Genomic DNA, 25,414 nt, shown 5'->3' with positions numbered 1-25,414 from the left:
CCGGGCAACCTGGCACGCTTCTCGCTGATAGGTTGCCCATCCACTGCACCGGGCCATCGCCCGGCTGCGTGAACTTCGGCGCGCCACCGCGCGGCGCCGTCAAAACAACAACAAAAGGAACGCCTCCACCATGGGAACCCTCGGTATTCTGCTGTCCCTCGTGCTGCTGATGTATCTCGCCTATCGCGGCATCAACGTGTTGATCCTCGCGCCCCTGCTGGCGCTGCTCGCCCTGCTGTTTTCCGGCGAGACGGCCCTGCTGCTGCCCACCTACACCCAGGTGTTCATGAAGGCCATGGGCGGTTACATGATCCAGTTCTTCCCGCTGTTCCTGCTCGGCGCGCTGTTCGGCAAGCTGATGGACGACTCCGGCTCGGCCCTCGCCATCGCCCGCGGCATCGTCGCCAAGGTCGGCAGCCAGCGCGCCATCCTGGCCATCGTGCTGGCCTGCGGCCTCCTCACCTACGGCGGCGTGTCGTTGTTCGTGGTGGCCTTCGCCGTCTACCCGATCGGTGCCGCGCTGTTCCGCGAGGCAGGCATTCCCAAGCGACTGATCCCCGGCGCCATCGCGCTCGGCGCCTTCACCTTCACCATGACCGCGCTGCCCGGCACCCCGGCGATCCAGAACGCCATCCCCAGCCCCTTCTTCGGCACCGACGCCTTTGCCGCACCGGGCCTGGGGCTGATCGCCGGGTTGATCATGCTCGGCCTCGGCAGCTGGTGGCTGAGCGCCCAGGCGCGCCAGCTGATGACCGCCGGAGAAGGCTACGGCGTGCACGACGACGAGCCGGCGCAGCAGGAGCTGCGCGACATTCCCGGCTTCTGGCTGGCGCTGCTGCCGATCCTGCTGGTCATCGCCCTGAACTTCGTCATGGCCAAGCAGATCCTGCCCCAAGTCGACGCCAGCTTCCTGGCCAAGCCCGAGTTCGGCGGCCTGCAGGACGCCAAGTCGCTGATCGGCATCTGGTCGATCATCGTCGCCCTCGGCGCCGCCATCGTGCTGCTGGTGACGCTGCACTGGCGGCGCTGGGTCGACCTCAAGCGCAGCGTGAACGACGGCGCCTTCGGCTCCATGCTGCCGATCCTCAACACCGCGTCCGAAGTCGGCTACGGCACCGTGATCGCCTCGCTGGCCGGCTTCGTGGTGATCCGCGACCTGGTCCTCGGCGTGTCGAGCAACCCGCTGGTGTCCGAGGCGGTGGCGGTGAACATCCTCGCCGGCATCACCGGCTCGGCCTCCGGCGGCATGTCGATCGCCCTCAAGACCCTCGGCGAGCAGTACCTGGCCCTCGCCACCAGCGCCGGCATCAGCCCCGAGCTGCTGCACCGGGTCGCCGCCATGGCCTCCGGCTGCATGGACACCCTGCCGCACAACGGCGCGGTCATCTCGCTGCTGGCGATCTGCAAGCTCAGTCACCGCGAGTCGTACAAGTTCATCTTCGTCAACACCGTGGCCTTCCCGCTGGTGGCCCTGACCGTGGTGATCACCTTGGGCAGCCTGTTCGGTAGCTTCTGAAAGACCATGGCGGTCTTCGCGTGACCGCCTCCTTTTTACGCAACCGGCATCGTCTGACGCCGCTCATCACTCGGCGGCTCCCGGCGGGCCGCCACTGGCAGGAGACCCCTCCATGAATCTCAAAGGCAAGATCGCGCTGGTCACCGGCGCCACCAGCGGCATCGGTCTGGGCATCGCCCACCGCCTGGCCGCAGCCGGCGCCGCGGTGGTAATCAACGGCTTCGGCGACGTCGAGCGTGTGCTCGTCGAACTCGGTCAGCACGGCACCCGCGTCGGCCACTATCCGGCGGACATGGCCGATCCGCAGCAGATCGCCGAGATGCTCGCCTACGTCGAACGGGAGTTCGGTGGCCTCGACATCCTGGTGAACAACGCCGGCATCCAGCATGTCGAGGCCGTGGAAGAGTTCCCGGTGGAACGCTGGGACGCCATCATCGCCATCAACCTGTCCTCGGTGTTCCATACCTCGCGCCTGGCCTTGCCGGGCATGCGCCGGCGCGGCTGGGGGCGCATCCTCAACATCGCCTCCACGCACGGCCTGGTGGCATCCGCCGGCAAGAGCGCCTACGTGGCCGCCAAGCACGGGGTGATCGGTCTGACCAAGAGCATCGCCCTGGAGACCGCGAGCACGCCGATCACCTGCAACGCCATCTGTCCCGGCTGGGTGCTGACGCCGTTGGTGCAGCAGCAGATCCTTGCCCGCGTCGAGGCCGGTGCCAGCCCCGAGGCAGCGCGCCACGATCTGCTGGCGGAAAAGCAGCCGTCCCTCGAGTTCGTCACTCCCGAGCAGCTCGGCGAACTGGCGGTCTTCCTGTGCAGCGAGGCTGCCGCCCAGGTGCGGGGGGCTGCCTGGAACATGGATGGCGGCTGGCTTGCCCAATAAGCCATCACCGCGGGGCAAGATGGCTTTTGGTCGGGCGTCATGAACGCCTGCCGCCCTCAGGCTCTCCCCTGGTGAGGGGCGCGGCTTCAGCGGTCGGCCGGCTGTAACCCCTGCCCACCCATCCGCGCACTGATCTCCCGGGCGACCTGCAACAGGCGCTCGGCCTGCGCGCCCTGCGGATCGGCGGCGAAGCCCGGCGCGGTGCCGACCACGGTGATCACCCCGACCAGCTTGTCCCCCGCCGCGAACAGCGGCGCCGACAGCGCGTTCACCCCCGACATCAGCAGGCCATGCACGTGGTGCAGGCCGCGCGCGCGGATCTGCGCGTGCAGCGCTTCCCGCTCGGCAGGCGCAGGCGCGCCTGGCTCGGCCAGTGCCGCCGCCTGCAGCGCGGCGGTTTCCGCCACGGGCAGGAAGCTGTCGAACACCAGGCCGGTGGACGAGCCCAGCAGCGGCAGCACCGAGCCGACCTGGGTGACCACGGTCACCGCGCGCACCGCCTGCTCGACGTGCACCACGGTCGGCCCCTTGTTGCCCCACACGGCGAGGAAGCAGGTCTCGTTGAGCGCGTCGCGCAGCTCGACCAGGCGCGGCAGCGCCACCTTGGTGACGTCCAGCCGACCGATGGCGGCGAGGCCGACGAACAGCGCCTCGCGGCCCAGGCCGTAGTGGCCGCTGCTCTCGTCCTGCTCGGCGAAGCCGCTGGCGATCAGCGCCTGCAGGTAGCGGTGCACCTTGCTCGCCGGCATGCCGACGTGCTCGGCCAGGCGCGACAGCGAGGTGGCCGGCGCCAGTTCGGCCAGCCCCTTGAGGATGTCGGTGCCTACCTCGGCGGACTGCACCTTCTGCCGCCGCGGCGCAGCCGGGCGCTCGGTTTCGCTGGTCATGGTCCCTCCTGTGCGTGGCGATGAAGGGCGGATTTTACGCTTGACGCTCTGCGATGTGCGAGTTACGTTTTACGTAAGTTGATTACGCAAAACAAAATGCGCGTTCGCGTCGAGGCAGTCCACGGCGAGCCGCACCCCACCGAGAAAGGGAGACCGTAATGAAGCCGATCGTGCAGAAAATCCATCACGTGGCGTACCGCTGCAAGGACGCCCTGGAAACCGCCCGCTGGTACGAAGAAAACCTGGGCATGCAGCTGGTGCTGGCGATCGCCGAGGATGCCGTGCCGTCGACCGGCGAAGCCGATCCGTACATGCACATCTTCATGGATGCCGGCATGGGCAACGTGCTGGCGTTCTTCGAGCTGCCCACCCAGCCGGAGATGGGCCGCGACCCGAACACCCCGGTGTGGACCCAGCACCTGGCCCTGCAGGTCGAATCCATGGAGGTACTGCTGGCCACCAAGGCGCGCCTGGAAGCCGCCGGAATCAAGGTCATCGGCCCGACCGACCACGCCCTGTTCCAGTCGATCTACTTCTTCGACCCCAACGGCCACCGCCTCGAACTGGCCGCCAACACCGGCTCGCCGAAGATGCTCGAGGCCCTCGACCAGGTGAAATGGGCCATGCTCGAGGAGTGGGCACAGACCAAGCGCGCACCCAAGCACGCCGCCTGGCTGCACGACGGCAGCTACAAGACCATGTTCAAGTAACCCGGCACCAACACGGAGAACGCAGTCCATGACCGACGCAGTCAACCCGCTCAGCTGGGTTTCCTCGGCCAACGGCCACCCCGACTTCCCGCTGCAGAACCTGCCGCTGGGCATCTTCAGCCCGCCGGGCCAGGCGCCACGCGGTGGCGTGGCCATCGGCGAGCACATCCTCGATCTGAAGGTCGCCTGTGCAGCCGGCCTGTTCGCCGGCGAGGCGCAAATCGCCGCCGAAGCCGCCAGCGGCGACAGCCTCAACGCCTTCTTCGCCCTGGGCAGCCAGGCCCGCCGCGCCCTGCGCGCCGCACTGCTCGAGCTGCTCGGCGAAGGCAGCCCGGCGCAGGCGCAGATGCAGGCGCTGGGCGCTGCCCTGCTGCCGGCGCTGGCCGACTGCCAGCTGCACCTGCCGGCGCGGGTCGGCGACTACACCGACTTCTACGTGGGCATCCACCACGCCAACAACGTCGGCAAGCTGTTCCGCCCGGACAACCCGCTGCTGCCCAACTACAAGTACGTGCCGATCGGCTACCACGGCCGCGCCTCGACCGTGTGCGTCTCCGGCACGCCGGTGCGCCGCCCGCTCGGCCAGACGATGCCGCCGGGCCAGGAAACACCGAGCTTCGGCCCGAGCAAGCGCCTGGACTACGAGCTGGAGCTGGGCATCTGGATCGGCCAGGGCAATGAGATGGGCGAGGCCATCGCCATCGGCGAGGCCAGCGAGCACATCGCCGGCTTCTGCCTGCTCAACGACTGGTCGGCGCGCGACGTGCAGGCCTGGGAATACCAGCCGCTCGGTCCGTTCCTGGCCAAGAACTTCGCCTCCACGGTGTCGCCCTGGGTGGTAATGCCCGAAGCGCTGGAGCCGTTCCGCACCGCGCAGCCACCGCGCCCGGCCGGCGACCCGCAGCCGCTGCCCTACCTGCTGGATGCAGAGGACCAGGCCCACGGCGGCTTCGACATCGAGCTGGAAGTGCTGCTGCTCACCGCCTCCATGCGCGAGCAGGGCTTGCCGGCGCAGCGCCTGGCGCTGAGCAACACCCAGAACATGTACTGGACGGTGGCGCAGATGGTCGCCCACCACAGCGTCGGCGGCTGCAAGCTGCAGCCCGGCGACCTGTTCGGCTCCGGCACCCTGTCCGGCCCGGAACCAAGCCAGTTCGGCAGCCTGCTGGAGAGCACCTTCGGCGGCAAGCAGCCGCTCACCCTGGCCAGTGGCGAGACGCGCACCTTCCTCGAGGACGGCGACGAGGTGATCCTGCGCGCCCGCTGCCGCCGCGCGGGCTATCCGTCGATCGGTTTCGGCGAATGCCGCGGGGTGTTGCTGCCGGCGCGCAGCGTCTGATCTGCGGCGCCGTGACGGCGGATCCGACTGATCGCTCCCACGCTCCGGCGGGGGAGCGCCATCCCAAGGCAATCGCCTGCATTCATTCGCGCCCGGCGGCTTGCTCGCGAATGAACCAGCGCCACGGCGGGGGTACAGAGGATGTACTCCGTGCGCGCTGACCGCTTCGGATTCGTGCGATTGCCCCGCCTCCCTCCCCCGGCGCTGGCTGGCGCCGGTGACACGCCAAGCTCATCACAGCCCAGCCATCAGTAATGCCAAGTGACCGACCAGCTCACGGTATGGAAGTAGGCATTGCTGAACTCCTCGGCGGCACCGAGCCGCTGATCCCCGCCGCCGCCCTCGGCCCCCGGCAGGTCACCCATCCAGGTGAGGGCATAGTTGAAGTTCAGCTCGGTGTTGCTGTCGTAGGCATAGCTGAGCCCCGAAGCCAGCCGCCAGGCTGCCCTCATCGGCGCGGCGAAGGTGCGCCGGTCCTCGGCAAGCGCCGCGCTGTCGTAACCCACCCCGGCCTGCAGGAGCAGTTTCGGGCTGGCCCGGTACTGGGTGCCGATGGCCAGGTGCCAGCTGTCGCGGTAGCTGCGCTCGGCGGCGAAGGCACTCGTGGTGGCGGCGTCCCCCTCGCTGGCGGAACGGCTGTGCGCCGACCAGTCCTGCCATCCGGCGCTGAACAGCACGGCCCACTGCGGCCCCAAGGTCCGATACAGGCTGAGGGTCGCGGCCTGCGGAAGATCCGTGTCGGCCGGCAGGGAGGCGCTGCGCAGGCCACGGGCATCCAGCAAGTCCGTGCGGACCGGCTGCGGGTTGTCGAGGCCCTGTCGAGCCGCGGATTCACCCTCCACGGGGAAGCTGTAGTGCAGGCCGATGCGGGTGTCTTCGCGCAGCTGATAGACCAGGTTGAGGTCATCCCTGGCGGATTCGGCAGGCACGCTGCTCGCGGCATTGGCCACGCCGGGAGCGGTCAGGCAGAGCAGGCAGCCTGACAGGAAAAGGGGGTAGCGCGGGGTGTCCATGGCGGTTTACCTGGGCGGAGTGGCTGTCGCGGACAGCGCGCTTGAACTGGCAAGCGGCAGGTCAACGACGTGGGTGGTAAGCACCTTATCCACTCTAGGCAAAGGCCAACGACCGACCATTGGATTGACGCAGCGCCGGGCAATATCACGAACGCGGACGACATTCGTCAATTTCCCAGCGATCCACCCCATCGACGCCGGTCACGCGCTTCTAAGCTGATTTGAATGGGTCGCGGGTTTGCCGAGGACGGCAGTGAACCGCCACCAGGCGGTGCAATCCTGCCGTTCATGCACCGCAGGATGGAGCGCTCACGAAGCCGCGTTGGGCAGCCCCGCGGTGCGCTCGTCGATGCACTCGTATTCGCCCATTTCGAATTCGCGGCAAATGAACGGGCGGTTTTCGTAGATCGTGCACAGCATGGTTTCGCGGTCCAGCGCCGCGCACCAGCCATCCTCCAGGCGCGCCATCACCTCGCCGCCCCACGCGTCGATCTCGATGTATTGTTCCGGCACGCCGGTATCGGTGATCAGCATGACTTCCAGACGACAGCAGCAGGCCTGGCAGTTGGCGCAGGTGATCTCCGGCTGGTCCAGGTTGAGCGCTTCGATCTTCATGCTTCGTTCACCACGAATCTGGACTGCTCTTGCGGCGGAATCGACCCATCATCTACAGCCCCTCGCTTGCCGTGGCTTTCCTGAAGCCGGGCACGCTCGGCTTCCCATCCTGCCATCCACAGGGAGAAGCCGAGCGCGGGCCAGCCGCTCAGGCCTGATGGGGCAAGCCTAGCAGGTCGCGGGCCACCGCTTCGGCGATGCGGATGCCGTCGACCCCGGCGGAGAGGATGCCGCCGGCATAGCCGGCACCCTCGCCGGCCGGGAACAGGCCCTTGACGTTGAGGCTCTGCAGGTCGGCGCCGCGGGTGATGCGCAGCGGCGAGGAGGTGCGCGTCTCGAGGCCGGTGAGCACCGCGTCGTGCATCGCGTAGCCGCGGATCTGCTTGTCGAACACCGGCAGCGCCTCGCGGATCGCCTCGATGGCGAACGGCGGCAGGGCCGCGGCCAGGTCCTGCAGTTTCACTCCCGGCTTGTAGGACGGCTCGACGCTGCCCAGGGCGGTGGACGGCTTGCCGGCGATGAAGTCGCCGACCAGCTGCGCCGGGGCCTCGTAGTTGCAGCCGCCAAGTTCATAGGCGAGCGACTCCAGGCGCTCCTGCAGTTCGATGCCGGCCAGCGGGCCGCCCGGGAAGTCCTGCTCGGGGCTGATGCCGACCACCAGGCCGGAGTTGGCATTGCGCTCGTTGCGCGAGTACTGGCTCATGCCGTTGGTCACCACCCGGTTCGGCTCCGAGGTGGCGGCCACCACGGTGCCGCCCGGGCACATGCAGAAGCTGTACACCGAACGACCGTTCCTGGCGTGGTAGACCAGCTTGTAGTCGGCGGCGCCGAGCTTCGGGTGGCCGGCGTACTTGCCCAGGCGCGCCTTGTCGATCACCGACTGCGGGTGCTCGATGCGGAAACCCACCGAGAACGGCTTGGCTTCCATGAACACGCCGTGGCCGTGGAGCATGCGCATGGTGTCGCGGGCGCTGTGGCCGAGGGCCAGCACCACGTGCCGGCTGGCGATCTGCTCGCCGCTCTCCAGCTGCACGCCGCGCAGCTGGCCGTCCTCGATCAGCAGGTCGCTGACCTTCTGCTCGAAACGCACCTCGCCGCCGAGGGCAATGATCTCGGCGCGCATGTTCTCGACCATGCCGGTGAGGCGGAAGGTGCCGATGTGCGGCTTGTTGACGTAGAGGATCTCCTCCGGCGCGCCGGCCTTGACGAACTCCTCCAGCACCTTGCGACCGAAGAAGTTCGGGTCCTTGATCTGGCTGTACAGCTTGCCGTCGGAGAAGGTCCCGGCACCGCCCTCGCCGAACTGCACGTTGGACTCGGGGTTGAGCACTCCCTTGCGCCACAGGCCCCAGGTGTCCTTGGTGCGCTGGCGCACTTCCTTGCCGCGCTCGAGGATGATCGGGCGAAAGCCCATCTGCGCCAACAGCAGGCCGGCAAAGATGCCGCACGGACCGAATCCCACCACCAGCGGACGCTCCTCCAGTTCCGCGGGGGCGTGGCCGACGAACTGGTAACGCATGTCCGGGGTTGGGCCGATCTGCCGATCGTCGGCGAACTTGGCCAACAGCGCCGCTTCGTCGCGCACACTGACATCCAGGGTGTAGATGAACAGCAGCTCGCTGGACTTCTTGCGCGCGTCGTAGCTGCGCTTGAACAGGCTGAAGTCGAGCAGCTCGGCGTCGGCGATGCCCAGGCGCTGCACAATGGCGGCGCGCAGTTGTTCGTCGCTGTGGTCGAGGGGCAGTTTGAGTTCGGTGATGCGCAGCATGGGGGCGTCCACGTCAGGGCCGGAGGCAACCCGGCAGCTTATGAAAGGCAGCGATTATACGCGCGAACGGCGCAGGTTCGGCAGGGATTGCGCCAGGTGGGCTGCCCTGCCCTTCAGCGCGCCGAAGAACACCACCCCGGCAACTTCTGGTAACTTTGCTGCACCGCACAAAACCGCGAAGAACTGCCATGGCCATGCCGTCAGTCAATCCGAGTCAGCTCCGCCCGCCGGTGCTGACCGACAAGATCCTCGAACGCCCGCGCCTGTTGCAGCATATCCGGGAAGCGGCCAGCCACGGCGGCCGGCTGACCCTGCTCAGCACGCCACTGGGCTACGGCAAGAGCACCCTGCTCGCCCAGTACGCCGCGAGCCTGCGCACGCCCTGGGCCTGGTTGCGCCTGAGCAGCGCCGACAACCAGCCGTTGCACCTGTTGTTGCACCTGCACACGACCCTCGGCCTGGCCGTGCCCGAGAGCGCGCTGGGCGCGGTGGCGGAGGCACGGCTGTGGCATGCCATCCAGCAGCGCCTGGAGCAGGCCGCGGAAGGCTTCACCCTGATCCTCGACGACCTGCACCTGCTGCGCAGCGGACGTGCCCGCGCTTACATCGAGCAGCTGCTGCGCTTCGGGCCGCCCGGCCTGCATGTGCTGGCCGCCAGCCAGGGCGTGCCGGACCTGGCCATCAACCATCTGCTGCGCGAGGATCGTCTGACCGTCCTCGACGCCCGCGAGCTGGCCCTGGACAGCGAGGAAACCCGCCAGCTGGCCAGCAGCCGCGGCATCCGGCTGGACGCCAATACCCTCTACCAGCTGCGCGCCGGCAGCGAAGGCTGGATCAGCGGCCTGCTGTTCTGGTTCGCCGCCCACCGCAAGCAGACGCTGCAGGCCGGCCAGCCGCCGCAGCCCCGGGCGCTGCGCAACGTGACCTTGCAGGCCTACGCCTATGTCGTGCGCTTTCTCGACGAGGAGCTGCTCGACCTGCTGCCGGCCGAGCTGCTGACCTTCCTCGAACGGACCTCGGTGGTGCAGGCCTTCGACCCGGCGCTGGCCGAAGAACTCAGCGAACGGACCGACAGCGAGCGGTTGATCCGCCAGCTGCAGCGCCGCGACCTGTTCATCGAGCAGCGTCCCGGCGAGCGGGTGGAGTACCGCTACCACCCGGTGCTGCGCGACGTCCTCTACCAACACCTGCAGCAGCGCGATCCGCAGTTGCTGAGGCAGCTGCACCAGCGCGCTGCGGCCTGGCTGATGGAGCAGCGCCGCTATTCCGAGGCCATCCACCAGTACGGCCGCGCCAAGGACTTCAACGCGGTGCTCGCCACCGCCGAGCGGCACACCTTCGACCTGCTGCGCGACGGGCAGATCAACGCCCTGGTCGCCCTGCTCACCCAGGTTTCAGGACAGAGCGGCAGCGACCACTTCACCCTGGCGATCAGCGAAGCCTCCATCGTCCTGGTGACCAACGACATCCGCAGCGCGCGATCCTGCATCGGCCGCCTGCAGCAGCTGCTGCGGCGCCAGGGCGTGCCGCGCCATCCCGAACGGGTGCGCCAAACCATCGCCTACCTGCGCACCCTGCTGGCCTTTCTCGGCGGCAACCTGGGCCACGGCCTGACCCTGGCCAGCCAGGCGCTGCAGCGCTATCCGCAGCGCAACGCGGCCTGCTCGGTGCTGCGCTTCAACCGCGCCCGCTGCCTGTTCCAGCTGGGCCAGCTGAGTGCGGCCCGCCGCGATGTGGAGCAAGCGCTGGCAGAGCTCGACACCTTCCGCTTCAGCGGCTTCGCCAACATTCCCCATCTGCTGCTCGGCGAGATCGAGCTGGCGCAGGGCGAAGGCGCGGCGGCCATGCAGCGCTTCCTGGCGCTCGAGCAGGGCTCGCCGGCCGCCGCCTCGCGCAATTTCTACGAGCTGTTCCACGAGGTGGGCATGGGCTTGGTGTTCGTCCAGCAGAACCGTCTGGAGCAGGCCCGCCAGTCCCTGGCCCGCGCCGAAGCGCTGGCGCTCGGTTTTCCCCATTCGGCCGGTCTGGTCGGCGTCCTCCACCACCAGGCCTGCCTGTACGATGCCCTCGGCGACAGCCCCAAGGCGCAGGCGCGCTGGGACGAGGCGCGGCGCATGGCCCGCCAGTTCCGCCAGTTCGGCCTGTACCGGCGGGCCGGCGCCTGGCGCGCGCGCCTGGCGGTCCGTGAGCGGGACGAGGACTTCCTCCTCGACTGGCTGGAGGAATGGCACTGGTGCCAGCGCCACTACGGCGAGGACATGATGCCGGAGGAATGGTTGGCCTACGCCTGGGTGCAGCGCCATCTCGGCCAGCCGACGCTGGCCGGGCAGATCCTCGCCAACCTGCGCGAACAGGCCGAGGGCGAGCACAACCTGCGCCTGCAGCTGGACCTGTGGCTGCTCGACGCTACCCTGTGCCGCGACCGCGGCGATCAGCCGGCGGCCCTGGCGCGCCTGGACGACGCCCTGCAGCTGGCCAGCCGCCACGGCTTCGGCCAGCTGCTGCACCACGAGGGCCGCGAACTCGCCGAGCTGTTCCGCCAGTTGCTGCTGCCGCAGGTCCGCCGCCAGGCCGGGCTGGAGCGCCCGCTGCCGCCGCGCGAACAGCTGGCCCCCCTGCTGGCCGGGCTCGGCAGCGACGATGCGGCGCAGCGCCTGCTCGAACCGCTGACCCGCCGCGAGCTGGACGTGCTGCGGCGCATGGCCCGCGGCCAGAACAACCAGCAGCTCGCCGACGGGCTGTTCGTCAGCCTGAGCACGGTGAAGACCCACATCAACAACCTGTTCCGCAAGCTCGACGTGACCGACCGCGACGCCGCCCTGCGCGCCGCCCGCGAGCTGCGGCTGCTCGACTGAGCCGCGCCCTCCACCCGCTTCCACCCAACTCCACCCGCAAATCCACCCGCGGTTCGAAGCGAACCGCGGGTGTGGCTTGCTACAAAACGGTATCGGCTCCCACAACCATAACAAGGGGAAACACCATGCCGGCCTACCAAGCGCCCTCGCGCGACCTCCGCTTCGACACCCGCGAACCGCTCGACCTGAGCCGACTTGCCGGGCACGACCGCCCGCTGCAGGCCGGCGAGCCCGTAGCCGCCGAGCTTCGGGACACCGTGGTCGAGGCAGGCACCAGCTTCTGCGTCACCCATGCCTGGGGCCTGTACCCCGTGCCCGTGCCGTCTTCTGCATCACTGAAGCAGTCTCCGGCGGTCTAGTCGCCTGCGGGCACCTAGTCACTCCCCACCGGAACTTTTGCTTGGCCGTCCTCGCGGCGGCTTCTTTCTTCCTGCGCCGGCCAGGTGTTTGCCACGCACCTGGCCGGCCGCCCCGCTCCCGAGGTCATCCATGTACACCCTGATCGACTACTCCCTGGACAACGAGCTGGCCCTGATCGGCCTGCGCCGCGCCCCGGTCAATGCCCTCGGCCACCAGCTGCGCCTGGAGATTCAGGCCGCCTTCCAGCAGGCCAGCGCCGACCCGGCGGTCAAGGCGCTGATCGTCTACGGTCGCGAGCTGCCATTCTGCGCCGGCGCCGACATCGCCGAGTTCGGCGACGCCGCCTTCGCCGCCTCTCCCGCGCTCCCCGAGCTGCTCATCGAGCTGGCCAGCAGCGCCAAGCCCATGGTCGCCGCCGTCGGCGGCCTGGCCCTCGGCGGTGGCCTGGAGCTGGCCCTGGCCTGCGGCTACCGGATCGCCGAGCCCAAGGCGCGCCTCGGCTTCCCAGAAATCACCCTCGGCCTGCTGCCCGGTGCCGGCGGTACCCAGCGCCTGCCGCGCCTGGTAGGCGCTGAGAAGGCCGTCGAGCTGATCCTTTCCGGCCAGTTGCTGAACGCCAAGAGCGCCCTCGATCTGGGCATCGTCGACCGCCTGGCCGGCGCCGCCGACAGTCTGCTGGACAGCGCCTGCGCCTTCGCCCGCGAACTGCTCGGGCAATCGGCGCCGGCCTTCCCGGCCTACCCGCATGCCGAGCCGGGCGTCGCTACGTCGGGCGCCGCCCTGCCGGCCGACTTCTTCGCCGACTACGCCGCCAGCAAGGCCGCCCAGTGGCATGGCCAGGTGGCTCCGCAGGGGGTACTGGATGCGGTGCAGGCCGCCTGCGAGCTGCCGCTGGCGGCCGGCCTGCAGCGCGAGACCGAACTGTTCGACGCGCTGCTGGAGTCGCCGCAGTCCAAGGCCCTGCGCCACCTGTTCTTCGCCGAGCGCGAGGCCGGCAAGGTGCCCGGCATCGATGCCTCGCTGCCGCTGCGGCCGATCGCCAAGGTCGCGGTGATCGGCGCCGGCACCATGGGCGGCGGCATCGCCATGAACTTCGCCAACATCGGCATCCCGGTGGTGCTGCTCGAGCAGAAGCGCGAAGCGCTGGACCGCGGCCTGGCGCAGATCCGCAAGAACTACGAGATCAGCGCCAAGCGCGGCAAGCTCACTCAGGAGCAGCTCGAACAGCGCATGGCCCTGCTGCAGGGCAGCCTCGACTACGCCGATCTGGCCGACGCCGACCTGGTGATCGAGGCGGTGTTCGAGAGCATGGAGGTCAAGCGCCAGGTGTTCGCCACCCTCGACGAGGTGTGCAAGCCCGGCGCGATTCTCGCCAGCAACACCTCGACCCTCGACATCGACCAGATCGCAGCTTGCACCCGTCGCCCGCAGGACGTCATCGGCCTGCACTTCTTCAGCCCGGCCAACGTCATGCGCCTGCTCGAAGTGGTGCGCGGCAAGCAGACCGCCCTCGACGTGCTGGCCACCGCGCTCAAGCTGGGCAAGCAGATCGGCAAGCTGCCGGTGGTCTCCGGGGTGTGCTACGGCTTCATCGGCAACCGCATGCTCGAGCCCTATTCCCGCGAGGCCTACCGCCTGCTGCTGGAAGGTGCCACTCCGGCGCAGGTCGACCGCGTGCTGACCGACCTCGGTCTGAACATGGGCGTGCTGAGCATGTACGACCTGGTCGGCATCGACGTCGGCTACCTGATCCGCACCCCGATGCGCGCCGTGCTCGCCGAGGACCCCAGCTACTGCCGCCTGGCCGATGAGCTGTACACCCTCGGCCGCTACGGCCAGAAGAGCGGCCGCGGCATGTACATCTACGAGGGTCGCGAGCGCCGCGACGATCCGGAAGTGCTGACGATGGCCGAGCGCCTGGCCGGCGAGCTGGGCATCCAGCGCCGCAGCATCAGCGACCAGGAAATCCACGATCGCTGCCTGTTCATGTTGATCAACGAAGGTATCCAGATCCTCGACGAGGGCATCGCCCTGCGTGCCGGCGACATCGACCTGGTGTGGACCTGCGGCTACGGCTTCCCCACCTGGCTGGGCGGTCCGCTGCACTACGCCGAGCAACTGGGCCTGGAGCGGGTGCTCAGCGGCATCCGCCAGTACCGCGAACAGCTCGGCGCCTACGGCGAGCTGTGGTTCAAGCCCGCGGCCCTGCTCGAGCAGCTGGTCGCCGCCGGCAAGACCCGTATCAGCAAAGACTAATCAGCCAATTTCAGCCTTAAACAGAGGGTATGTCCCATGAATCAGCGTGAAGTGGTCATCGTCAGCGGCGCCCGTACCGCCATCGGCGATTTCGGTGGCAGCCTCAAGGACTTTTCCCCGACCCAACTCGGCGCCCTGGTCGCCCGCGAAGCCCTGCAGCGCTCCGCGGTGAGCGGCGACGAGGTCGACCAGGTGGTGTTCGGCAACGTCATCCATACCGAACCGGTCGACATGTACCTGTCGCGCCTGATCGCCCTGAACAGCGGCGTTGCCGAGCGCTCCACCGCCCTGACCCTCAACCGTCTGTGCGGCTCGGGCCTGCAGGCCATCGTCACCGCGGCGCAGAACATCCTGCTCGGCGACAGCGACATCGCCCTGGCCGGCGGTGCGGAAAGCATGAGCCGCGCCCCCTACTCCTCGCCGGCGATGCGCTTCGGTGCGCGCATGGGTGATACCGGCATGGCCGACATGATGGTCGGCGCCCTCACCGATCCGCTGCACAAGGTGCACATGGGCTTCACCGCCGAGCAGGTGCGCAAGACCTACGGCATCTCCCGCGAGGCCCAGGACGCGCTGGCGCTGGAATCCCACCGCCGCGCCGCGAGGGCCATCGAGGAAGGCCGCTTCAAGGAGCAGATCCTGCCGATCACCCTGAAGACCCGCCGCGGCGAGGTGGTGTTCGACACCGACGAGCACGTGCGCGGCGACGTGACCGCGGAGGAGCTGGCCAAGCTCAAGCCGGCCTTCGACCGTGGCGAGGGCACCGTGACCGCCGGCAATGCCTCCAGCCTCAACGACGGCGCCGCCGCCGTGGTGCTGATGGAGCGTGCGGTCGCCGAGCGGCGCGGCCTGCAGCCGCTGGCCCGGCTGGTGTCCTACGCCCTGGCCGGCGTCGACCCGATGCACATGGGCATCGGCCCGGTGCCGGCCTCGAAGCTGGCCCTCGAGCGTGCCGGCCTGTCGACCGCCGACCTCGACGTGATCGAGGCCAACGAGGCCTTCGCCGCCCAGGCCTGCGCGGTTGCCCAGGAGCTGGGCCTCGATCCGCTGAAGGTCAACCCGAACGGCTCGGGCATCTCCTTGGGCCATCCGATCGGCGCCACCGGCACGATCATCACCCTCAAGGCGCTCCATGAGCTGCAGCGCATCGGCGGCCGTTACGCCCTGGTCACCATGTGCATCGGCGGCGGGCAGGGCATCGCCGCGATCTTCGAGCGTATCTGAGCGAATAGCGGAGAAAAGCAGATGAAAGTATTGGTAACTGTCAAACGCGTGGTCGACTACAACGTCAAGGTGCGGGTCAAGGCGGACAACTCCGGCGTCGATCTGGCCAACGTGAAGATGGCGATGAACCCGTTCTGCGAGATCGCCGTGGAAGAGGCGGTGCGCCTCAAGGAAAAGGGCATCGCCAGCGAGATCGTGGTGGTCTCCATCGGTCCGGGCGTCGCCCAGGAGCAGTTGCGTACCGCCCTGGCCCTCGGCGCCGACCGCGCCGTGCTGGTCGAAAGCAACGAGGAACTCGGTTCGCTGGCGGTGGCCAAGCTGCTCAAGGCCGTGGTCGACCAGGAACAGCCGCAGCTGGTGATCCTCGGCAAGCAGGCCATCGACAGCGACAACAACCAGACCGGGCAGATGCTCGCCGCGCTGACCGGTTTCGCCCAGGGCACCTTCGCCTCCAAGGTCGAGGTGAATGGCGACAAGGTGAACGTCACCCGCGAGATCGACGGCGGCCTGCAGACCGTGGCCCTCAAGCTCCCGGCCATCGTCACCACCGACCTGCGCCTCAACGAGCCGCGCTACGCCTCCTTGCCCAACATCATGAAGGCCAAGAAGAAGCCGCTCGACGTACTGACTCCGGACGCGCTTGGCGTATCCACCGCCTCGACGGTGAAGACCCTCAAGGTCGAAGCACCGGCCGCGCGCAGCGCCGGCATCAAGGTGGGCTCGGTTGCCGAGCTGGTGGAAAAACTGAAGAACGAAGCGAAGGTGATCTGATGGCAATCCTGGTACTCGCAGAGCACAACAACGCCGCCCTTGCCGCGGCGACCCTCAACACCGTGGCCGCCGCCCAGGCCATCGGTGGCGACATCCACCTGCTGGTCGCCGGTTCCGGTTGCGCCGCCGTGGCCGAAGCCGCCGCCCAAGTGGCCGGCGTCGGCAAGGTGCTGGTCGCCGACCAGGCTGCCTACGCCAACCAACTGCCGGAAAACCTCGCGCCGCTGATCGCGCAACTGGCTCAGGAGCCGGGCAACGGTTATCGCCACGTGCTGGCCGCCGCGACCACCACCGGCAAGAACGTGCTGCCGCGCGTGGCCGCGCTGCTCGACGTCGACCAGATCTCCGAGATCGTCAAGGTGATCGACGCCGACACCTTCCAGCGGCCGATCTACGCCGGCAACGCCATCGCCACCGTGCAGTCCAGTGCGGCGATCAAGGTGATCACCGTGCGCGGCACCGGCTTCGACGCCGTGGCGGCCGAGGGCGGCAGCGCCGCCATCGAGAGCATCGCCAGCATCACTGACGCCGGAATCTCCGCCTTCGTCGGCGAGGAACTGGCCAAGTCCGAACGCCCGGAGCTGACCGCGGCGAAGATCATCGTCTCCGGCGGCCGCGGCATGCAGAACGGCGACAACTTCGCCCTGCTCTACGGCGTGGCCGACAAGCTTGGCGCTGCGGTCGGCGCCTCGCGCGCGGCGGTGGACGCCGGCTTCGTACCCAACGACATGCAGGTCGGCCAGACTGGCAAGATCGTCGCGCCGCAGCTGTACGTGGCCGTGGGCATCAGCGGCGCCATCCAGCACCTGGCCGGCATGAAGGACTCCAAGGTCATCGTCGCGATCAACAAGGACGAGGAGGCGCCGATCTTCCAGGTGGCCGACTACGGCCTGGTCGCCGACCTGTTCGAGGCCGTGCCGGAGCTGTCTAGTCTGCTTGGCTGATTCGCCAGGCGGCAGCAGGCGCTATTGTTGGCGCCGGCACTCCGCGTGCGCTCGAGGCAATGGGCAACCCATCGGTTGCCCATTTTCCTGTCTGCCGGTTTTCTGCGAAGAAATTTGAGGTCTAGCAATGCAACGCGAATACATGGAATTCGACGTGGTCATCGTCGGCGCCGGCCCTGCCGGACTGTCGGCCGCCTGCCGTCTGAAGCAGAAAGCCGCCGAAGCCGGCCAGGAGCTCAGCGTCTGCGTGGTGGAGAAAGGCTCCGAGGTCGGCGCCCACATTCTCTCCGGCGCCGTCTTCGAACCGCGCGCGCTCAACGAACTGTTTCCCGACTGGAAGGCCCAGGGCGCGCCGCTGCACACCCCGGTCAAGCGCGACGACATCTACCTGCTCAAAAGCGGCGACGCCGCCAGCAAGATCCCCGACTTCGCCGTGCCGAAAACCATGCACAACGAAGGCAACTACATCATCTCGCTGGGCAACCTGTGCCGCTGGCTGGCCCAGCAGGCCGAGAATCTGGGCGTCGAGATCTACCCGGGCTTCGCCGCTCAGGAAGCGCTGATCGACGACAAGGGCGTGGTGCGCGGCATCGTCACCGGCGATCTGGGCGTCGATCACGAGGGCAACCCGAAGGAGGGTTACTACACCCCCGGGATGGAGCTGCGCGCCAAGTACACCCTGTTCGCCGAAGGCTGCCGCGGCCACCTCGGCAAGCAGCTGATCGGGAAGTACAAGCTGGACAGCCAGGCCGACGCCCAGCACTACGGCATCGGCATCAAGGAGCTGTGGGAAATCGATCCGGCCAAGCACGAGCAGGGCCTGGTGGTGCACACCGCCGGCTGGCCGCTGAACGATGAGAACCCGGGCGGCTCCTTCCTCTACCACCTGGAAAACAACCAGGTGGTGGTCGGTCTGATCGTCGACCTGTCCTACAGCAACCCGTACCTGTCGCCGTTCGACGAGTTCCAGCGCTACAAGCACCATCCGGTGGTCAGGCAGTACCTGGAGGGCGGCAAGCGCATCGCCTACGGCGCCCGCGCCATCTGCAAGGGCGGCCTCAACTCGCTGCCGAAGATGGTCTTCCCCGGCGGCGCGCTGATCGGCTGCGATCTGGGCACCCTCAACTTCGCCAAGATCAAGGGCAGCCACACCGCGATGAAGTCCGGCATGCTGGCCGCCGAGGCGATCGTCGAGGCGCTGGGCGCCGGCCGCGAGGGCGGCGACGAGCTGAACAACTACGTCAAGGCCTTCGAGGACAGCTGGCTGTACGACGAACTGTACCGCAGCCGCAACTTCGGTCCGGCGATGCACAAGTTCGGCGCCATCCTCGGCGGCGCGTTCAACTTCGTCGACCAGAACCTGTTCGGCGGCAAGATCCCGCTGACCCTGCACGACAACAAGCCGGACCATGCCTGCCTGAAGCCGGCCGCGCAGTCGCAGCGCATCGAGTATCCGAAGCCGGACGGCAAACTGAGCTTCGACAAGCTGTCCTCGGTATTCCTCTCCAACACCAACCACGAGGAAGACCAGCCCTGCCACCTGAAGCTGGCCGACGCCTCGATCCCGCTGGCGAAGAACCTGCCGCTGTACGACGAGCCGGCGCAGCGCTATTGCCCGGCCGGGGTGTACGAGATCGTCACCCTGGAAAGCGGCGAGAAGAAGTTCCAGATCAACGCGCAGAACTGCGTGCACTGCAAGACCTGCGACATCAAGGACCCGGCGCAGAACATCACTTGGGTGACCCCGGAAGGCACCGGCGGGCCGAACTACCCCAACATGTGATCCGCCCCGCCATCCTCAGCCGCTCCCCTGGCAGCATGCGGTCTCATTGACTGCATGTGCCTGGCCGGTGGCCCGTTCGAGAGGCCCGAGCGGTCGCGGAGCTGCGCGATCCGCAGCCTGCCTCAGCCGTGAATCGCCATGAAAGCCGCCATGACCCGGCGAGCGTGCTGCCTGCGCTCATCCTCGCTGCGCCGTTCGTGCGGCACGCGGTATAGCCCGCGCAGCAGATCGAGCCCCATCACCATCCCCATCAGCATTTCCGCGCTTGCCGCCGGCTCCGGGCAGCGGATCAGGCCACCCTGCGCCGCCGCCTGCAGATAGTCGGCCAGCACCCGATGGGTGTTAGCCGGGCCGTTGCGGTACACCTCGGTCAGATCCTGGGTGTTCTGCGGTATCGAGCCCAGCGCCTGCATCAGGCGTTGGTGATGGTCGCTGCCGATGAAGGCAGTGATCGCTTCGAGCAGCGCACCCAGGTCGGCAAGCAGCTCCTCGCGGCTGGCGGGGAGGCGTCCGAGCGTCTGGTGGATGGTGAACGCCTCGCTGCACACCACGGCCTGCAACAGCTCGTAGCGATTGGCGTAGCGGGCATACAGGGTGACCTTGGAGATACCCGCCAGGCTGGCCACCTTGTCCATGGTCAGGGCCTGCGGCCCCTCGGTGAACACCAGTTCCCGGGCGGCGTGAAGGATGTCGCGGTCTTTCTGCTGATCGGTGGGCCGGCCGGCTTTTGCTGACATGGTTTGCGCCTGTTTCGGATGCTGGATGGGTAAAAATGATTACTGTACATTCGCGTACATTAATCCAGGAAACGGACTCCACATGCGTGTCTCGCCGCTTTTGCTCGCTGTCTGCGTGCTGCTCCTCACCGCCTGCAATGATACCGCCGAGCCGGGTGCGACTGCCGCCCTGCCGCCGCTGGTCAAGACCGTGGCGGTACGCGGCGGCGCGGCGACCACGCTCGGCTTGTCGGGCACGGTGCGCGCGCGGGTCGAGTCGCCGCTGGCCTTCCAGGTCGGCGGGCGCATTGCCCGGCGCCTGAGCGATGCCGGCGAGGCGGTGCGCGCCGGACAGGTGCTGTTCGAGCTGGATACCCGCGACCTCGCGCAGTCGGTCAGCGCGGCTGAAGCGGACCTGGCCGCCGCCAACGCGGCGCTGGCTACCGCCGAGGCCGATCTGGCCCGTCATCGCCAGCTCGAGACGCAGAACTTCGTCAGTGCCCAGGCCCTGGAGCGCGCCGAGCTCGCCCGGCGCGAAGCGCAGACCCGCCGCGACGCCGCCAGCGCCCGCCTGGCCCAGGCGCGCAATGCCCTCGGCTACGGCCGCTTGCAGGCGCCGGCCGCCGGCGTGCTGATCGACGTGACCGGCGAGGCCGGCCAGGTGGTCGCCGCCGGCCAGGCCGTGGCCCTGCTCGCCCAGGCCGAGGCGCGCGAGATCGAGGTGTACTTTCCCGAAGACGTGACACCGCCCGAACACGGCGAGGTCGTGGCCGCCGACGGGGCAAACCTGCCGCTGCGCCTGCGCGAAACGGCCGGCGCGGTCGATCCGCAGGGGCGCACCCGGCGCGCCCGCTATACGGTTCAGGAGCCGTCGGCGGCCCTGGTGCTCGGCGCGGTGCTGCGTACCCGCTTCGCCGCCCAGGACGCCAGCGCCAGCGACTTCGTGGTGCCGATCGGCGCCCTCGACGAGCGCGGCCATGGCCCGCGGGTCTGGCGGCTGCGCGAAGGGCGCGTCGAGCCGGTCGCCATCACGGTGCTGGCGCTGGATGGCGAAACCGCGCGCATCCGCGGCCCGCTGACAACCGGTGACCGCGTGGTGGCGCTGGGCGCCCATCTGCTCAGCGAGAACATGGCCGTGCGGGAACTCGACCGATGAGCTTCCCCAACCTCTCGGCGCTGGCCGTGCGCGAGCGCTCGCTGACGCTGTTCCTGCTGATCCTCGCAGTACTCTCCGGCATCTATGCCTTCCTCGCCCTCGGCCGCGCGGAAGACCCCGCCTTCAGCGTGCGGGCCACGGTGGTCACCGCGGTGTGGCCCGGCGCCACGCCCGAGGAACTGCAGACCCAGGTGGTCGACCGCCTGGAGAAGCGCATCCAGGAGGTGGAGTACCTCTACCGGATCGAAACCACCATCCGCCCGGGGCAAGCCACCCTGCAGATCGAGTTCCACGACTACTCGCCGCAGGCCAAAATCCCCGACCTGCTGTACCAGGTGCGCAAGCGCATGCAGGAAGAGGCCGGCAACCTGCCGCCCGGGGTGATCGGCCCGATCGTCAACGACGACTTCGCCGATGTGTACTTCAGCCTGATCGCCGTCACCGCCCCGGGCCTGCCGATGCGCGAGCTGACCCGCGACGCCGAGGCGATCCGCGACCGCCTGCAGCGCGTCGCCGGCGTGCACAAGGCCATGCTGCTAGGCGAGCGCACCGAGCGGGTGTACCTCGAGTTCGACAATGCGCGGCTGATCAACCTGGGGATTGCCCCGCAGGCGGTGTTCGACGCCATCGACGCCAGCAACCGCCTGCTGCCGGCGGGACGCATGGAGACCGACGGCCCGCGCCTGCATCTGCGCCTGGACGCCGACCTGTCCGACCCCGAGCAACTGGCCGCGGTGCCGGTGCGCATCGGCGAGCGGGTGCTCAAGCTCGCCGACATCGCCACCATCCGCCGCGGCTACGAGGACCCGCCCAGCTACCTGGTGCGCTCGCGCGGGCAGGATGCCCTGCTGCTCGGCGTGGTCATGGCCAAGGGCGAAAACGGTCTGGAACTGGGCGAGCGGCTCGCCGCCTTCCTCGACGCCGAACGCCAGCGGCTGCCGCTGGGCATGGCGCTCGACGTGCTGACCAACCAGGCCGACGCCATCAGCGGGGCGGTCAACCTGTTCCAGATCAAGTTCCTGGTGGCCGTGGCGGTGGTGGTGGCGGTCAGCATGCTGGCCATCGGCCTGCGCGCCGGGCTGATCGTCGGCATCGCCGTACCGCTGACCCTGGGCCTCACCTTCCTGGTGATGATGCTGATGGACATCAATCTGGACCGCATCACCCTGGGCGCACTGATCATCGCCCTCGGCCTGCTGGTCGACGACGCCATCATCGCGGTGGAAATGATGCTGGTGAAGATGGAGGAAGGCTGGGACCGCGTGCGCGCCGCCGCCCATGCCTGGTCGGTCACCGCCGCACCCATGCTCTACGGCACCCTGGTGACGGTGGCCGGCTTCTTCCCCATCGGCTTCGCCCGCTCGAGCGTCGGCGAATACGCCGGCAACATCTTCTGGGTGCTGGCCATCGCGCTGCTGGTGTCCTGGCTGGTCGCGGTGGTGTTCGCGCCCTGGCTGGGCGTGCGGATGCTGCCGGATTTCCCCAAGGCGGATGGCCACGGCCATGCCGGCCTCTATCAGACCCCGCTGTACCGGCGCCTGCGCCGCGTGGTGAGCTGGTGCGTGACCCGGCGCAAGACGGTGGTCGGCGCGACCATCGCGCTGCTGGTGCTGGCCATCGCCGGCATGGCCGTGCTGGTGCAGAAGCAGTTCTTCCCCAGTTCGGACCGCCCGGAAGTGCTGGTCGCCGTCTACCTGCCCCAGGGCAGCAGCGTCGATGCCACCGATCGCACGATCAAGAAGCTCGAAGCCATCCTCGCGCCGCTGCCCGAGATCAAGAGCCTGTCCGCCTACGTCGGGGCCGGGGCGCCGCGCTTCTTCATCAGCGCCAACCCCGAGCCGCCCTCGCCGGCCTTCGCCAAGATCGTCGCCGTGGCGCAGAATCCCAAGGCGCGGGACAAGGTCATGGCCACCCTGCAGCAGCACATCGAGCGGGGCGAGTTCCCCGAGGCGCGGGTGCGGGTCTACCAGCTGCTGTTCGGCCCGCCGGTGATCTGGCCGGTCGCCTTCCGCGTCATCGGCTCCGATCCGCTGGTGCTGCGCGATATCGCCCATCGGGTCCGCACCGTGATGGCGGCCGATCCCCATGTGGTCGATCCGCACCTGGAATGGGACGAGCGCGCCCCGGCGCTACATCTGGCCATGGACGAGGAACGCCTGCGCCTGCTGGGGCTCACCCCGCAGGAAGTGGCGCAGCAGCTGCAGTTCCAGCTCGACGGCGTGCCGGTCACCCAGCTGCGCCAGGACATCCGCAGCGTCGAGGTGATCGCCCGCGGCAGCAGCGGCGGCCGCCGGCTCGACGCCGACAGCCTCGACACCCTGGAAGTGCTGACCCGCGACGGCCGCAAGCTGCCGTTCAGCCAGCTGGGGCAGGTCGAGGTGCGTTTCGAGGACCCGGTGATCAAGCGCTACAACCGCGAGCCGTTCCTGACCGTGCAGGGCGACGTCCAGGGCGCCCAGCCCAACGACGTGACCGCCGCCGTATGGCAGGCGCTGCAAGAGGTGCGCGACCAGTTGCCCGCCGGTTACCGCATCGACACCGCCGGCGCGGTCGAGGAGTCGGGCAAGGCCGATGCCTCGATCCAGAAGCTGCAGCCGGCGATGGTGGCCTTCATGCTGATCCTCATCATGCTGCAGATGCGCTCCTTCTCCGGCACCTTCATCGTCGTGGCGACCGCCCCGCTGGGCCTGATCGGCGCGGTCATCGCCCTGCTGCTGTTCAACCAGCCGTTCGGTTTCGTCGCCCTGCTCGGCCTGACCGGTCTGGCCGGCATCCTGATGCGCAACACCCTGATCCTCACCCAGCAGGTGGCCGACAACTTCGAGGCGGGGATGCCGGCGTTCGAGGGGGTGGTGGAAGCGGCGGTACAGCGCGCCCGCCCGGTGATGCTGACCGCGCTGGCCGCGGTGTTCGCCTTCGTGCCGCTCACCCAGGACAGTTTCTGGGGGCCGCTGGCCTACGTGCTGATCGGCGGCGTGGCGGTCGGCACGGCAATCACCCTGCTGTTCGTGCCGGCGCTGTATGCGCTGTGGTTCCGGCTGAAGCCCGCAGCAGAGGCCTCGCCATGAACGACGGCGCGCTGGCCAGGCGGGCGGCGGTTCCGTAACATCGCCGCCCCCTTACTGCCGCCGGCGGCGCCGGCCCTCACCCCAGGTAAGCCATGAAACCGCAACGTCTGCGTGCCGATGTCCTGGCCGGACTCACCACCTCCTTCGCCCTGGTGCCCGAGTGCATCGCCTTCGCCCTGGTTGCCCAGCTCAATCCGCTGATGGGGCTGTACGGCGCCTTCATCATCTGCACCCTCACCGCGCTGTTCGGCGGCCGGCCGGGCATGGTCTCCGGCGCCGCCGGCTCGATGGCCGTGGTCATCGTCGCCCTGGTGGTACAGCACGGCGCCCAGTACCTGCTGGCCACCGTGCTGCTCGGCGGCCTGCTGATGATCGCCTTCGGCCTGCTGCGTCTCGGCAAGCTGATCCGCATGGTGCCGCATCCGGTGATGCTCGGCTTCGTCAACGGCCTGGCGATCGTCATCGCCCTATCCCAGCAGGAGCACTTCAGGGACGGCGAGGCTTGGCTGAGCGGCACGCCGCTGTACCTGATGCTCGGGCTGGTGGCCGTTACCATGGCCATCGTCTACCTGCTGCCGCGCCTGACCCGCGCGGTGCCGCCGGCGCTGGTGGCGATCCTCAGTGTCGGTGCGGCGGTCTACCTGCTCGACCTGCCGACCCACACCCTCGGCGACATGGCCAATATCGCCGGCGGTCTGCCCGCCTTCGCCCTGCCGGACATCCCCTGGAACCTGGAAACCCTGGGCATCATCGCCCCCTACGCCGTGCTGATGGCCCTGGTCGGCCTGCTGGAAACCCTGCTGACCCTCAATCTGACCGACGAGATCACCGAGAGCCGTGGCTACCCGGACCGCGAGTGCGTGACCCTCGGCGCGGCCAACATGGTGTCCGGTGTGTTCGGCGGCATGGGCGGTTGCGCGATGATCGGCCAGACCATGATCAACCTCAGCTCCGGCGGGCGCGGACGGCTCTCCGGCGTGGTCGCCGGGGTGATGATCCTGTTGTTCGTGCTGTTCCTCTCGCCGCTGATCGAGCGCATCCCGCTCGCCGCGCTGGTTGGGGTGATGTTCGTGGTGGCCCAGCAGACCTTCGCCTGGGCCTCGCTGCGGGTGCTCAACAAGGTGCCGCTGCACGATGCGCTGGTGATAGCCGCGGTAACCATCGTCACCGTGTTCACCGACCTGGCCACCGCCGTGCTGTGCGGCATTTTCATCGCCGCGCTGAACTTCGCCTGGCAGCAGGCCCGCGAGCTGTACGCCGACAGCGATGTCCAGGCCGACGGCAGCAAGCTGTACCGGGTACACGGCACGCTGTTCTTCGCCTCGAGCACGCCGTTCCTCAACCACTTCGATGTGGCGGGCGATCCGGCCCAGGTGACCCTCGACTGCCGCCACCTGAGCTTCGTCGACTACTCGGCGATCGCCGCGCTGAAGACCTTGCGCGAGCGCTATGCCCGCGCCGGCAAGCACCTGCGCGTGCTGCATCTGTCCGAGCGCTGCAAGCAGCTGCTCAAGCGCGCGGGCGTGCAGCACGATTGAAGCGTCTGGCCC

General features: G+C 68.5%; 19 protein-coding genes. 14 read left to right on the top strand and 5 right to left on the bottom strand.

Features of this window, described 5'->3' with window-relative positions; translation table 11 throughout:
* Positions 1 to 130: 130 nt before the first annotated feature.
* Together BM297_RS09215 and BM297_RS09210 are read left to right on the top strand one after the other, a co-directional pair.
* A complete protein-coding gene (locus BM297_RS09215; RefSeq protein WP_092430509.1) occupies positions 131 to 1,516 on the top strand; it encodes a GntP family permease in 1,386 nt (461 codons plus the stop codon).
* Between the two features lie 112 nt (positions 1,517 to 1,628).
* Positions 1,629 to 2,399: a 3-hydroxybutyrate dehydrogenase gene (locus BM297_RS09210; protein WP_092430507.1), complete on the top strand. Its 771-nt coding sequence runs from the start codon at positions 1,629 to 1,631 to the stop codon at positions 2,397 to 2,399.
* 86 nt (positions 2,400 to 2,485) lie between these two features.
* Here the strand turns inward: BM297_RS09210 and BM297_RS09205 are convergent, their stop codons facing one another.
* A complete protein-coding gene (locus BM297_RS09205; RefSeq protein WP_092430505.1) occupies positions 2,486 to 3,286 on the bottom strand; it encodes an IclR family transcriptional regulator in 801 nt (266 codons plus the stop codon).
* 158 nt (positions 3,287 to 3,444) lie between these two features.
* Here BM297_RS09205 and BM297_RS09200 point away from each other — a divergent pair, with 158 nt between their 5' ends.
* Both BM297_RS09200 and fahA read left to right on the top strand, forming a co-directional pair.
* Entirely contained in the window at positions 3,445 to 3,996 is a 552-nt protein-coding gene (locus tag BM297_RS09200) for a VOC family protein (RefSeq protein WP_092430503.1), read from the top strand.
* A gap of 28 nt (positions 3,997 to 4,024) precedes the next feature.
* Positions 4,025 to 5,335, top strand: coding sequence for a fumarylacetoacetase (gene fahA, locus BM297_RS09195; RefSeq protein WP_092430501.1), 1,311 nt, complete (start codon positions 4,025 to 4,027; stop codon positions 5,333 to 5,335).
* A gap of 248 nt (positions 5,336 to 5,583) precedes the next feature.
* On the opposite strand, the gene BM297_RS09190 is transcribed toward fahA, so the two are convergent.
* The 3 genes from BM297_RS09190 to BM297_RS09180 form a co-directional block, all read right to left on the bottom strand.
* Positions 5,584 to 6,348, bottom strand: a complete 765-nt coding sequence (locus BM297_RS09190) for an OmpP1/FadL family transporter (protein ID WP_092430499.1) — start codon at positions 6,346 to 6,348, stop codon at positions 5,584 to 5,586.
* A 309-nt stretch (positions 6,349 to 6,657) separates the two neighbouring features.
* A complete protein-coding gene (locus tag BM297_RS09185) occupies positions 6,658 to 6,963 on the bottom strand; it encodes a YkgJ family cysteine cluster protein (RefSeq protein ID WP_092430498.1) in 306 nt (101 codons plus the stop codon).
* Between the two features lie 148 nt (positions 6,964 to 7,111).
* Entirely contained in the window at positions 7,112 to 8,731 is a 1,620-nt protein-coding gene (locus BM297_RS09180) for an NAD(P)/FAD-dependent oxidoreductase (RefSeq protein ID WP_092430496.1), read from the bottom strand.
* Between the two features lie 188 nt (positions 8,732 to 8,919).
* On the opposite strand from BM297_RS09180, the gene BM297_RS09175 reads away from it, so the two are divergent.
* From BM297_RS09175 to BM297_RS09145, 7 genes are all read left to right on the top strand, one after another.
* Positions 8,920 to 11,586, top strand: a complete 2,667-nt coding sequence (locus tag BM297_RS09175) for a winged helix-turn-helix domain-containing protein (protein ID WP_092430494.1) — start codon at positions 8,920 to 8,922, stop codon at positions 11,584 to 11,586.
* Positions 11,587 to 11,711: 125 nt separating this feature from the next.
* Complete coding sequence (locus tag BM297_RS09170; protein ID WP_092430492.1) at positions 11,712 to 11,945, top strand: hypothetical protein; 234 nt, start codon at positions 11,712 to 11,714, stop codon at positions 11,943 to 11,945.
* Between the two features lie 130 nt (positions 11,946 to 12,075).
* Positions 12,076 to 14,202, top strand: coding sequence for a 3-hydroxyacyl-CoA dehydrogenase NAD-binding domain-containing protein (locus BM297_RS09165; protein WP_092430490.1), 2,127 nt, complete (start codon positions 12,076 to 12,078; stop codon positions 14,200 to 14,202).
* Positions 14,203 to 14,238: 36 nt separating this feature from the next.
* Positions 14,239 to 15,426 carry an acetyl-CoA C-acyltransferase family protein gene (locus tag BM297_RS09160; RefSeq protein ID WP_092430488.1) on the top strand — a complete coding sequence of 396 codons (1,188 nt, stop codon included), beginning with the start codon at positions 14,239 to 14,241 and terminating at the stop codon, positions 15,424 to 15,426.
* Between the two features lie 21 nt (positions 15,427 to 15,447).
* Entirely contained in the window at positions 15,448 to 16,197 is a 750-nt protein-coding gene (locus tag BM297_RS09155) for an electron transfer flavoprotein subunit beta/FixA family protein (protein WP_092430486.1), read from the top strand.
* A complete protein-coding gene (locus BM297_RS09150) occupies positions 16,197 to 17,141 on the top strand; it encodes an electron transfer flavoprotein subunit alpha/FixB family protein (RefSeq protein ID WP_092430484.1) in 945 nt (314 codons plus the stop codon). Before BM297_RS09155 ends, BM297_RS09150 begins: the two co-directional genes overlap by 1 nt.
* A gap of 127 nt (positions 17,142 to 17,268) precedes the next feature.
* Positions 17,269 to 18,924, top strand: a complete 1,656-nt coding sequence (locus BM297_RS09145; protein ID WP_092430482.1) for an electron transfer flavoprotein-ubiquinone oxidoreductase — start codon at positions 17,269 to 17,271, stop codon at positions 18,922 to 18,924.
* A 122-nt stretch (positions 18,925 to 19,046) separates the two neighbouring features.
* Here the strand turns inward: BM297_RS09145 and BM297_RS09140 are convergent, their stop codons facing one another.
* Positions 19,047 to 19,661 carry a TetR/AcrR family transcriptional regulator gene (locus BM297_RS09140; RefSeq protein ID WP_092430480.1) on the bottom strand — a complete coding sequence of 205 codons (615 nt, stop codon included), beginning with the start codon at positions 19,659 to 19,661 and terminating at the stop codon, positions 19,047 to 19,049.
* Positions 19,662 to 19,743: 82 nt separating this feature from the next.
* Here BM297_RS09140 and BM297_RS09135 point away from each other — a divergent pair, with 82 nt between their 5' ends.
* From BM297_RS09135 to BM297_RS09125, 3 genes are all read left to right on the top strand, one after another.
* A complete protein-coding gene (locus BM297_RS09135) occupies positions 19,744 to 20,796 on the top strand; it encodes an efflux RND transporter periplasmic adaptor subunit (RefSeq protein WP_092430478.1) in 1,053 nt (350 codons plus the stop codon).
* Entirely contained in the window at positions 20,793 to 23,864 is a 3,072-nt protein-coding gene (locus BM297_RS09130) for an efflux RND transporter permease subunit (RefSeq protein ID WP_092430476.1), read from the top strand. The genes BM297_RS09135 and BM297_RS09130 overlap by 4 nt, the downstream gene beginning before the upstream one ends.
* A gap of 92 nt (positions 23,865 to 23,956) precedes the next feature.
* Positions 23,957 to 25,402: a SulP family inorganic anion transporter gene (locus BM297_RS09125; protein WP_092430474.1), complete on the top strand. Its 1,446-nt coding sequence runs from the start codon at positions 23,957 to 23,959 to the stop codon at positions 25,400 to 25,402.
* Positions 25,403 to 25,414: the final 12 nt, after the last annotated feature.

Origin of the sequence: Geopseudomonas sagittaria (assembly GCF_900115715.1) — a bacterium.
Classification (GTDB): domain Bacteria; phylum Pseudomonadota; class Gammaproteobacteria; order Pseudomonadales; family Pseudomonadaceae; genus Geopseudomonas; species Geopseudomonas sagittaria.
The sequence above is the reverse complement of the archived record's forward strand: the minus strand, read 5'-3'. Positions and strand labels throughout refer to the sequence as shown.